Here is a 12,665-nt window from a genome sequence, read left to right as displayed (position 1 = left end):
AAGGGGGCTGACCCGGCTTATGTAGACCAGGTCAGCCCCCACGTTTCAAACGGACGCCCTCGCTCCGATTGGATCGAGGGCGCCTGACTCACCGATCAACCGAACATGGCGAACGCATCAGTGCTGAGTGGCAGGCCGACGTACTTGCCGTCAGCCGTCACGATAAAATCAACAGTGGCGTAACCGGCGAACCAGTCCTTCAGACGCACACCATCATCGGGAGTCTGACCCTCGAAAACACTGTTCTTGTGTACGTAAAGGTCATTTCCGACACGGTCGAACAACAGTTGCGCAGCGTTGATGTTAGCCAGGACCAACCTGTCGCCTTGACTGACGCCATCATCCTGAATGGTCACCAATCTCGAGTTGGTAATGGTATAGGTGTCATCACCTTCGCCGCCAAACGCCGAGCCGACGCCCTGCAGATTCAGTTGGTCAGCGCCAGCCCCACCGAACAGCGAGTAACCAGTCCCTGTACCGGTCAGTAGATCGTTGCCTTCGCCACCGTCAGCCATGCCGTACACCACGGTAATGTTGTCATTGCCGGCCTCACCAAAGGCTTGAGTGCCACGGTCATCGGGCGCTGCAACGATGAAGTCGTCGCCATTGCCGCCATACAAAAGATCAGCCTGCGGCCCTCCCGCAGCAACATTGACGGCGAACGGTCCGAGTGGGGTGTACAGGCTGCCGTAGATGATGTCGTTGCCATCCCCGCCATAAATGACGTCGTTACCCAGGCCACCCTCCAGACTATTGGCGGCTGCGTTGCCGATCAATGTGTCATTGGAGCTTGTCCCGATCAGACTCTCGACATTGGTGAATACATCACCTTCGGCATCGCCACCCTGACCGACGCCGGTCTGCAAGTTGACATTCACGGCAGTGGCGCTGTTGGCATACCAGACCGTGTCAGTGCCTTCACGGCCGTCGAACACGTCGGCACCTGCTCCGCCAACGAAGTTGTCATTGGCGGTCGAGCCCAGGAACGTGTCTGCAAATCGACTGCCCTGGATAATCTCGATCCCGGCGAAAGTATCGCCTGCTGCATCACCGGCGTTGGCGTTGGTTTTCAGGTCGATGGTGACCGCGCTGTCCGATGACTCATAGCTGACCATGTCCAGGCCGAGACCGCCGTTGATTGCGAACGCCACAGAGCTGCCAACGAAAATATCGTTGAATTTCGAGCCCATGATCGCCTCGATGCCGCTGTAAGTGTCACCCGTTGCGATCCCCGTGCTGACACCGGTTTTCAGGTTGATGCTGACGCCCACGGAGCTCTCGTCATAGGACACCGTGTCCATGACCGCACCACCGATGAACTGGTCCGCACCGCCACCGCCAAACAGGGTGTCATTGCCGACACCCCCGGTGATGATGTTATCGCTGGCGTTGCCGTAGCCGATGAACGCGCCGGTTCCGGTGTAGGTCAGGCGCTCGACGTTGGCATTCAGAGATTGCGTACCGAAGTTGGTGCGCACTTCGTCGTCGCCGCCGCCGACCTGTTCGATCACCGTGCCACCGATACCATTGATGATGTAAACATCATCGCCGGCGCCGCCTTCGAAGGTCGCTGCGAGGGTGTCGATGCTGAAGGTATCGTTGAATGCGGTACCGATAACCTTCTCGATATTGAACAGGGTGTCGCCTTCCGAATCGCCACCGATGCCGGCGCGACCCGGAGTGCTCTTGCGGATGTCGACGTTGATCGCTTCAGCAGAAGTCGAATAGTCGACTGTGTCGATCCCAACATCGCCGTTGAAGGCCATGGCGCGACCGTCGGCGACAAAGGTGTCGTTGAACTTCGAGCCCAGGACGCCCTCGATGTCGGTGAAGGTGTCACCTGTCGCGATGCCCGAGTGGACGCCGGTCTTGAAGTTCACGGTGACCCCGACGGTGCTGTCGGTGTAGCCGACCGTGTCGATGCCCGCGCCGCCGAAGAACTGGTCCGCACCGCCGCCACCGAACAGGTTGTCGTTGCCGATACCACCAGTGATGATGTTGTCGCTGGCGTTGCCGTAGCCGGTGAATGCGCTGGTGCCGGTGTAGGTCAGGCGCTCGACGTTGGCGTTCAGAGACTGCGTTCCGTAGTTGGTGCGCACTTCGTCGTCGCCGCCGCCGACCTGTTCGATCACCGTGCCACCGATACCGTTGATGACGTAAACATCATCGCCCGCGCCGCCTTCGAAGGTTGCTGCGAGAGTGTCGATGTTGAAGGTATCGTTGAATGCGGTACCGATAACCTTCTCGATGTTGAACAGGGTGTCACCTTCCGAGTCACCACCGATGCCGGCCCGGCCCGGAGTGACCTTGCGGATGTCGACGTTGATCGCTTCAGCAGAAGTCGAATAGTCGACTGTGTCGATCCCAACATCGCCGTTGAAGGCCATGGCGCGACCGTCGGCGACAAAGGTGTCGTTGAACTTCGAGCCCAGGACGCCCTCGATGTCGGTGAAGGTGTCACCTGTCGCGATGCCCGAGTGGACGCCGGTCTTGAAGTTCACGGTGACCCCGACGGTGCTGTCGGTGTAGCCGACCGTGTCGATGCCCGCGCCGCCGAAGAACTGGTCCGCACCGCCACCACCGAACAGGTTGTCGTTGCCGATACCACCAGTGATGATGTTGTCGCTGGCGTTGCCGTAGCCGATGAACGCGCCGGTTCCGGTATAGGTCAGGCGCTCGACGTTGGCACCCAACGATTGCGTACCGACGTTGGTGCGCACTTCGTCGTCGCCGCCACCGACCTGTTCGATCACCGTGCCGCCGTTGCCATTGATGATGTAAACATCATCGCCGGCGCCGCCTTCGAAGGTCGCTGCGAGGGTGTCGATGCTGAAGGTATCGTTGAATGCGGTACCGATAACCTTCTCGATGTTGAACAGGGTGTCGCCTTCCGAATCGCCACCGATGCCGGCCCGGCCCGGAGTGACCTTGCGGATGTCGACGTTGATCCCTGCGGTCGACGCCGAATAGTCCACGGTGTCAATCCCTGCACCGCCGTCGATCTTGTCGGCACCCGCCCCGCCCATAATCAGATCATTGCCACCCAGGCCATTGATTTCGTCATCACCACTGGTACCGATCAGCGTATCCGCGCCGTTTGTCCCGTTTATAACTGCCATTACTTCTTCTTTGCCTTGCTTATGAACCGGTACAGGCCCGCGTGGCGATCACACGTCACCGAGGCGCAATTTTCTGGAACAACGAATGTGTTGATATCGACAGAAGACGCTCTGCACTTGAGCTCTTCACAAGGAAAAATGAATCGAAAATGAAATAATCGCAGGGAGGAATAACAATCGAATAATGGTCATCAAGCGAATGGCCTACAGTTACCTGGCCCGCAAGCTCTTCTTCAGGAAGATCAAGAATGTCATTCCCGGAATTCCGTGAAAGATACAAAAAAAAGGAGGCCGATCCACCTGGATCGGCCTCCCTTCGTTTCAGCTCAACATGCCTTCGATGTACGCAAGGCAAATGAATCAGCCAAACATGGCAAACCCATCACCATTGAGCGGCAGAACATCACCGTTGGCTGCCTTGAAGTGTTCAATGGTGTTGCCACCGGCGAACCAGTCCAGCAGTTTGACACCTTGCTTGGTCGGGTCGGACGGCGGGAAGTAGCCATCATTGAGGTACAGGTCGTCGCCAACCCGCGCCAGTTGCAACGTACTGGCCGAACGGATGTTATTCAGGATCAAGGTGTCATTGGTGCTGAGCCCGTCATCCCGAATTGTCACCAACATGCCGGTGTTGACGAAATAGGTGTCATCCCCCTCTCCACCATTGGCGAAGCCGGTAGCCTTCATCTGCCCGTAGGCAGTACCCAAGGCGCCAAAGGTCAACGCATCGTTGCCCGCACCACCGAGCAGGACAAAGTTCGCTCCCGTACCGAGCAGATCGTCGTTGCCCTCTCCGCCATCTGCGGTGCCACTGACGACATAAATCGTGTCATGGCCGGCCTCACCATAAGCGATGGTGCCACGGTCGTCCGGAGCACTGACGATCATGTCGTTGCCATTGCCGCCGTACAACATGTCGGCTTGCGGGCCAGCGGCAGCCACGTCGACCGCGAATGGCCCGAGCTGGGTATAGAAGCTGCCGTAGATGACGTCATTGCCATCGCCGCCATAAATGGTGTCATTGCCGAGACCGCCTTCAAGCCCGTTGGCCAGCGCATTGCCGGTCAGAGTGTCGTTGAAGTGGGTGCCGATAATGCTCTCGACGTTGATCAGCACATCGCCCTGCGCATCGCCGCCCTGATTGACGCCGGTTTGCAAATTGATGCTCACCGCTGCGGCACTGTTGAGGTACCAGACGGTGTCGATCCCTTCACGACCGTCAATCACATCGGCGCCACCGCCACCGACGAAGTTGTCGTTGATCGCAGTACCGGACAAGGTGTCGGCAAAATTGCTGCCCTGGAAGATCTCTATCCCGGTAAAGGTATCGCCAGCGGCATCACCGGCGTTGACGTTGGTTTTCAGGTCGATGGTGACGCCACTGGCGGACGACTCGTAGCTGACCAGATCGAAGCCCGTACCGCCATCGAGCGCCAGTGCGGCAGCACTGCCAACAAAGACGTCGTTGAAGTTTGAACCACGCATCGCTTCGATGCTGTTGTAGGTATCACCCAGCGCGATCCCGGTATTGATCCCGGTTGTCAGGTTGACGCTGACACCCACGGTGCTGTCGAGGTACGACACGGTGTCCATCCCGGCGCCACCAATGAACTGGTCGGCACCACCACCGCCATACAACACGTCGTTGCCGTTGCCGCCAGTGATGATGTTGTCGCTGGCATTGCCCCAGCCGGTAAACGAACCGGTGCCGGTGTAGGTCAGGCGCTCGACGTTGGCCGCAAGCACATGGTCCTTGTAGCTGACCCGCACTTCATCATTGCCGCCACCCGCCTGCTCGATGACGGTGACGCCGCCACCGTTGACGTAGTAGATATCGTCCCCTGCACCGCCGTCGTAAGTGGCAAAAAGGTAGGCGTCGGTGGTGAAGGTATCGTTGAAGGCCGAACCGATGACTTTCTCGACGTTGGTCAGGGTCACGCCCTGCGAATCGCCACCGACACCAGGCAAGCTGACGCCCGGACGGATGTCGATGTTCACGCCGGCAGCCGACGTCGAGTAATCGACGGTATCGAAACCTTCACCGCCATCGACGCCCGAGATCCGGCTGTCGACCACGAAGGTATCGTTGTATTTGGAGCCGGCGATGACTTCGATACTGTTGAACGTATCGCCTGCACCGATCCCCGAAATAACGCCGGTTTTCAGATTGATGTTCATGGCGACCGTGCTGTCCAGGTACGACACGGTGTCGCGACCCGCACCACCGAAGAACTGGTCGGCACCACCACCGCCATAGAACATGTCGTTGCCGTTGCCACCGGTGATGATGTTGTCGCTGGCATTGCCCCACCCGGTAAACGAACCGGTGCCGGTGTAGGTCAGACGCTCGACGTTGGCCGCCAGCGTGTGATCCTTGTAGCTGACCCGCACTTCATCATTGCCGCCACCCGCCTGCTCGATGACGGTAACGCCGCCACCGTTGACGTAGTAGATGTCGTCACCGGCACCACCGTCGTAAGTGGCGAAGAGGTAGGCGTCGGTGGTGAAGGTATCGTTGAAGGCAGAACCGATGACTTTCTCGACGTTGGTCAGGGTCACACCCTGCGAATCGCCACCGACACCAGGCAAACCTGTGCCTGGACGGATGTCTACGTTCACGCCGGCAGCCGACGTCGAATAATCAACAGTATCGAAACCTTCACCGCCATCGACGCCCGAGATCCGGCTGTCGACCACGAAGGTATCGTTGTATTTGGAGCCGGCGATGACTTCGATACCGTTGTAGGTATCGCCCGCGCCGATCCCCGAGTTGACCCCGGTTTTCAGGTTGATGTTCACCGCCACCGTGCTGTCCAGGTACGACACGGTGTCGCGACCTGCACCACCGAAGAACTGGTCGGCACCACCACCGCCATAGAACATGTCGTTGCCGTTGCCACCGGTGATGATGTTGTCGCTGGCATTGCCCCACCCGGTAAACGAACCGGTGCCGGTGTAGGTCAGACGCTCGACGTTGGCCGCCAGCGTGTGATCCTTGTAGCTGACCCGCACTTCATCATTACCGCCACCCGCCTGCTCGATAACAGTGACGCCACCGCCGTTGACGTAGTAGATGTCGTCGCCCGCACCGCCGTCGTAGGTGGCGAAGAGATAAGCGTCGGTGGTGAACGTATCGTTGAAGGCCGAGCCGATGACTTTCTCGATCCCGGTCAGGGTCACGCCCTGCGAATCACCGCCAACGCCCGCCAGCCCGATGCCCGGACGGATGTCGACGTTCACGCCGGCAGCCGACGTCGAGTAATCGACGGTATCGAAACCTTCACCGCCATCGACGCCCGAGATCCGGCTATCGACCACGAACGTGTCGTTGAATTTGGAACCGGCGATTGCTTCGATGCTGTTGAACGTATCACCTGCTCCGATCCCCGAAATAACGCCGGTTTTCAGATTGATGTTCATGGCGACCGTACTGTCGAGGTACGACACGGTGTCGCGACCTGCACCGCCGAAGAACTGGTCGGCACCGCCGCCGCCATAGAACAGGTCGTTGCCGTTGCCGCCGGTGATGATGTTGTCGCTGGCATTGCCCCAGCCGGTAAACGAACCCGTGCCGGTATAGGTCAGACGCTCGACGTTGGCTGCAAGCATGTGGTCCTTGTAGCTGACCCGCACTTCATCATTACCGCCACCCGCCTGCTCGATAACAGTGACGCCACCGCCGTTGACGTAGTAGATGTCGTCACCGGCACCGCCGTCGTAAGTGGCAAAAAGGTAGGCGTCGGTGGTGAAGGTATCGTTGAACGCCGACCCGATGACTTTCTCGATCCCGGTCAGGGTATCGCCCTGCGCATCACCACCAACACCGGCCAAACCGGTACCCGGTCGAATATCGACGTTGACACCCGCAGTGGAAGCCGAGTAATCGACCGTGTCGAAACCCTCACCACCATTCAACTTGTCTGCACCGGCCCCACCGATCAGGATGTCATTGCCACCCAGGCCATTGATCTCATCATCCCCACTTGTACCGATCAGCGTATCCGCGCCGTTTGTCCCGTTTATTACAGCCATTACATCTTCCTTGCCTTGTTTGTGAACCGGTACAGGCCAGCGTGGCGATCACACGTCATCGCGGCGCAATTTTCTGGAACAGCGAATGTGTTGATATCGACAGGAAATACCCAATCCTTGAGCCCGCCGAAAAGAAATGTATCGGGAATGAAATAAAGACGAACAGGCAGGCAAAAAAAAACAGGCGACTGTGAAAGTCGCCTGTTTTTCGCTACTGCATTTACGAACCGGTCAATCCGCCAGCCAGCCATTTTCCCAGTAACGCAGGTTATCGCCACGCAGCACGTAATCGCGCAGCACGATCTCACGCAACTCGTCGCCCATGCGATAGCTCGCGTCCGGGTCGGCCAGGTGCATGCGGATTGCCTGCAGCCATTCGTCCGTGGTGTTGGTCTTGATCCGCGTGCACGGCAGGTAGCCGCGGTAGGCCTCGGTATCGGTGCAGATCACCGGATAACCACAGGCGCCGTACTCCAGCAGACGCAGGTTGCTCTTGCAGTCGTTGAAGATGTGGAATTCCAGCGGCGCCAGCGCCAGGTCCAGATTGAGGCTGGCCAGTTTCGCCGGGTACGCGTCGAGGGGAATCACACCATGGAACTCGTGCATGTAGGGAAGCAAATCATCCGGGCACATGCCGAAAAAGACCCAGTCGACTTCATTCGCCAGTTCGCGCACGACATCGGCGATCACCGCCAGGTCACCATGGTGACTGGTGCCGCCACCCCAGCCGACACGCGGCTTTTTCGAAGTCCGGCGCTGGCTGCGCAGATTGCTCCAGAACTCTTTCGCCAACATGTTCGGCACGACGCGGATGTCGTGATGCATGTCCGACAATGCGTTGGCCAGCGGCTGAGTCGAGACCACGACACGGTCGCACATGCCGATCGCACGGCGCACGACGCGCTCCATTTCATACTTGTCCGGCATGTTGCGGATATGCGCATTGCGATGCGGAACATCGATGACGTAGTCATCCAGCTCGTAAATGCGCCGCGCCTTGAAGTAGTTGCCCAGCACCGGCATTTCATTGACCGGTGCTTCGGTATAACGCCCTTGCAGAATGATCACATCCGGCGCCATACGCTCGATTTCAACAATCGGCGGCAGGTTCACGCTGTAGCGGATATGACTCTGAACCCGGCCTGCCGCTTCGAGTTCGATCAGCGGTTGAGTGACGCGATAGTGACCGATGGCGGATGCGTTGATCGGCAACCCGAGAATCTTCGGCAAGCTGCTGTGGCTGAAAGGACTCCAGCCTGTACGCAGGCCCGGCTCGAGCGTGAAGCTTGAGCCCGTGTGCTTATGCAACGACAGATTGGGATTGTAGGCCGGGTCACGGGCAATGACCGGCAGCCAACGCTTGAAGAACGTTTCTTCCTGCTGACTGTGCGAGACCCCTTCTTCATCGTTGACCGCCTCCACCGGCTGCGCACCCAGCGCCAGCACTGCGTAAGGCGTCCACACCACAAGATAACCTTGCCGGGCTACGCGCAGTGCCAGGTCCACTTCATGCAGCATATGCGGAAGGCTCTGCTCATCCATGCCATCAACCGCATCGAATACCGATTTGCGCACCATCAGGCAGTCGGCACCCACGGCACTCAGATCCTGAACGGCCTGCAAGCGGAACATGTACCCGGGGGACTGCATGGCCTGACCATAAAACGGCAGGCCGGCCGCTCCCTGCAAACCGAGCACCAGCCCCGCGTGCAGAACATAGCCATCGGGGTTGAAGAGCTTGGCGCCGACGATGCCGACTTCCGGGCGCTGGGCGTGATTGAGCAACTCGTCGAGCCAGTCACCCTGAGTGATGATCGTGTAAGGGTTGAGCAGCAGCACATATTCGCCCCTCGCCTGGCCCACGGCAAAGTTGCGCATTGCGGCGAGGTTACCCTGCTGCGCGTACGTCAATACCCGCACCCGCTCGCTGCCCAATTGCGCCATACCGTCCAGCCAGGCACGGGCCTCGGCGGTCTGGCTGCCATTGTCGACCAGCAACAGCTCGTATTCGCTGTACGCGGTTTTTTCCAGCAAGCTCTCGACACAGCGTTGCAACGCCGCAATGTGGTCGCGAGTCGAAATGATGATCGAGACCAGCGGCCGATTCGCATGCCGATAATCGACACGATTGAGCAGCTCGACGCTGCCGCGGCGCAGGTCGTGGGAGATCCCCAGGCGCTCGAGGTGCGCCGACAGCAATCGCGAGTTGTTTTGCGTCACCTCAGGCAGCGACAGCCACTGAGTCAGGTCGAATACCGACTCGATGGCAACCTCGGCCAGATGCCCGACCACCTGAGTGCCCTGATCCTCCACCATTCGCCACAGCATGTCGTGCGGCGCCAGCTCAGTGAACGTCGAGTCGAAACCGCCGAGAGCCAGAAAGGTGTCGCGCTGGAACGCAAGGGCGCGGCCGACATAAGGAAAGGTGCGCATCAGATCCAGGTTGAAGTCAGGCTTGAACGCCGGTCCGACCGGCTCACCCGCACGCAAACCGCCCTCATCGCTGTACACAACGCGCAAGGCCGTGTCGAAGGCGATGCGCTCGGCCAACATCAGCAACGCAGGGACCACCAGACGATCGCCGGCACGCAGCAGATAGAACCAGTCGGCACCTTCGAGCTGAGGCAGTAGCTGATTGATCTGTTGCAGGTAATCGTCCTGCAACGGCAAATGAAACACTCGTCCATCCAGTGCCGGCTCCGCGCAATCGCTGGAAAGCACCAGTGTCAGTTCGGGCGGGTAGTCCTGGGCGGCGAGGCTTTCCAGCGTACGCTCCAGCGCCGCCGGACTGCCTTGCTCATCAACCACGATGGGGACGATTCGCGGCGTGGATGGCCAGCCCGCCAAAATGTCCGGCAGCAATCTGCGTTGGACGTCGCTGAGCGCGCGACACTCCAGCCATTGCGAATAGAGCTCGGAAAAACTCTGGCTTTTATTGCCGACCTGCCATATCTGTGCACTCTGTTTGGTACCGAGCGTTCGGCTCAGAGGCAGTTCTTGCCAGACCCGCGGCGATTCGTCTGCCTTGGACATCGGCACATACCGCACCCACCCCTTTGCAGGTGCCGACTCGCCACTGCGCGACTTGAGCATTTGCAGCAGCCATTGCTGCTCGACCCCCAGAGCATCCTTCATGGCTTGCTGGCCGCTCAGACGATCGGGATAAAGGCGCTCGACACTCAAGACGTGGTTGGAGACCACCGCATTGCCGCGACGCAGCAAACACACGAACAGTGCAAAATCGAGGCTCGCCACAAAGCAGTGGCCCGGCTGGGTCAAGGCCGGCAGTAATTCGACCATATCGGCGCGCCGGAACAAGGCACTGCTGAAACCACCAAGGATGTTTGACGGAAACGTCTCGAAGAGCGCCAGCAGGTCTACACCCTTGAACAAACCGCTGGTTGGCGACAGTGGCGTATTTTCCAGGCGCGAAGGCAACACCATGTCGTCGGCGTCCCAGAACAGACGCTGGGCCAGCACCAGGTTGACATCGTCATGCCGGGCCAGCACATCGGCCTGGTGCTCGATACAGCTGGTGAACAACTGATCGTCATCACACAGAAACTTGATGAATTCGCCCTGTGCCTGATCCAGGCAGGCTTGCAGATTGCCGACCATGCCCAGGGTGCGCGGGTTACGCACGTAATGCACGGCCACCCCGCTCTGCTCGATCATCGCCGCGACCATGGCCTCGATTTCAGGGCCACGACTGTCGTCGCACACGATGATTTCGAGATTGCCATAACCCTGACTGACGGCGCTGCGCAATGCCCGCTCGAAAAAGCGTGGATTGAAGGCTGGAATGACAAGGCTGACGAGGGGAAGTGACTTCACGGCGGGCTCACAGGCGGTACGAGCCCGCTCGGCAAAGCGAGCCCATGAAAACCGCTAAAAAACGTTAACTGAGGAACTGGGCAAACGGGCGCTTGCGCGCCCGTCCAGCGTCAGATCTTGTTGAACAGACCCAACTGACTGATCTTGCTGAATGCCAATTGCGAGGCCTGCAGCATGGTCTGCTGCAAGGTCAGGCGGGTCATCACTTCGGCCGGATCCGAATCGCGGATCGTGCCCTGGGTCATGGTGTTCGCCTGGACCAGGCTCTGGTTGGTGGTCGTCTGGTCATCCAGCGACTGTCCGCGAGCACCGATCGAAGTCACGGCGGCCCCGATCTGATTCGAAGCACTGTCGAGGTTGCCCAGTGCCGATTCCATGGCCCCCTGGAATTTCTGCTTGGCCACCGAATCACCATCGATCTTCCCGTTCAGCGCCGTGACCATCTGGCCCAGGGTGTCGAGCACGTTCTGGGTCTGGTGGTTATTGGACTGGATCGAGAACTGATCACCGGCCGCAGGCGTGCCACCGAGAGCGAAAGTCACACCGGCCGCTGTCGCGTTGCCGCCAGCCACGGTGCCCGACGAGATCGGCTTGCTGTCGGCAGTGACTGGCGCCGCGTACAGGTCGAACGCGGTGGCGCTGGTGAACTTCAGGACCGCACCGCCGCCGGACGGAAAGGCGGAGTTGTAGGCCGCCTGGTTGGTCACGTTCGAACCGGTGATGACCGCGGTAGACGGGTTGCCCGGGCTGCGCGCGGTGGTGAACGAGTCAGGCGTAGCCGACAGCTGGAAGCTGTGACCGGCAATGACTGCGTCCGCGTTGTCACCGGACTTGAGGTTGATGTTCAGCTTCAGATCGACGCCACGGAAGCTGACAGCCTGGTTCTCACCGTTGCTGTTGCTGATCACACCGTTCTTGCTGGCTTCAGCCGTCACGTCGTTGCCCAGGGCATCGGTGATTTGCAACTGGGTGCTGCTCAGGAAGCTGATCGTATAAGGCTGACCGCTTGCGAACTTGGCGTCATAGGTCGCACTGGAACCGATGGTCCCGCTGGATAGCACCACACGTCCGTCATCGACAGCCGGAGCGGTCATCGTGGTCTGGGTGCGGCTGGTGTTGATGGTCTGCTGGAATGCATCCCAACCGGTGGTATTGGTAGCGACAGAAAGGCCATCGCCGATGCCCAGATTGATCTGGGTCTGGTCACCATTGTAGGTGTAAGTGCCATCGGCGTTCTGGGAGTACGGCGCGGTATCGGTCTTCGAACCGGAGAACAGGTAATTGCCGTTGGCATCCTTGGAGTTCATCAGACCCAGCACTTGTTGCTGGATCTGGCCCAGCTCCGCCGCGTAAGCCTTGCGGTCCGCGTCGGTGGCGATGCCGTTGTTGGCGGCCAGGCCGATTTCCTTCGCGCGCTGCAAAGCGGTGGTGATGGAGTTCAGTGTCGACTCCTGCACGGTCAGCGCGCTCTTGGTGGAGTCGATGTTGCCCTGATATTGCTCAAGCACGGCGGCCTGCTGGCCCAGCCTCAGCAAACGACCGGCACCGATCGGATCGTCGGCGGCGGTGTTGATGCGCTGCAGGCTGCTGGCTTCGTTGGCGGTCGCGACCGTCTTGCTGTAGTTGCGCTGATATTGGGCAGCTTGTGTCGCGTAATACTGGGCGGTGGAAATGCGCATG

At 59.4% G+C, this 12,665-nt stretch carries 4 protein-coding genes; all 4 read right to left on the bottom strand.

The window, feature by feature from the left end; all coding sequences use genetic code 11:
• Positions 1-95: 95 nt before the first annotated feature.
• Positions 96-3,119, bottom strand: coding sequence for a beta strand repeat-containing protein (locus IHQ43_RS29690; RefSeq protein ID WP_192563974.1), 3,024 nt, complete (start codon positions 3,117-3,119; stop codon positions 96-98).
• 360 nt (positions 3,120-3,479) lie between these two features.
• Positions 3,480-7,151 carry a beta strand repeat-containing protein gene (locus IHQ43_RS07945; protein WP_192563973.1) on the bottom strand — a complete coding sequence of 1,224 codons (3,672 nt, stop codon included), beginning with the start codon at positions 7,149-7,151 and terminating at the stop codon, positions 3,480-3,482.
• Positions 7,152-7,382: 231 nt separating this feature from the next.
• Entirely contained in the window at positions 7,383-10,985 is a 3,603-nt protein-coding gene (locus IHQ43_RS07940; protein WP_192563972.1) for a glycosyltransferase, read from the bottom strand.
• A 110-nt stretch (positions 10,986-11,095) separates the two neighbouring features.
• Entirely contained in the window at positions 11,096-12,664 is a 1,569-nt protein-coding gene (locus IHQ43_RS07935) for a flagellar hook-associated protein 3 (protein ID WP_192563971.1), read from the bottom strand.
• Position 12,665: the final 1 nt, after the last annotated feature.

This window comes from Pseudomonas gozinkensis (assembly GCF_014863585.1).
Taxonomy (GTDB): domain Bacteria; phylum Pseudomonadota; class Gammaproteobacteria; order Pseudomonadales; family Pseudomonadaceae; genus Aquipseudomonas; species Aquipseudomonas gozinkensis.
Note: the sequence above shows the minus strand (reverse complement) of the source record. Positions and strands in the feature narration are given on the sequence as shown.

Coding starts and splice junctions, on each gene's coding strand:
- IHQ43_RS07935 (WP_192563971.1), bottom strand. CDS start 12,664: ATGCGCATTTCCACCGCCCAGTATTACGCGACACAAGCTGCCCAATAT.
- IHQ43_RS07945 (WP_192563973.1), bottom strand. CDS start 7,151: ATGGCTGTAATAAACGGGACAAACGGCGCGGATACGCTGATCGGTACA.
- IHQ43_RS29690 (WP_192563974.1), bottom strand. CDS start 3,119: ATGGCAGTTATAAACGGGACAAACGGCGCGGATACGCTGATCGGTACC.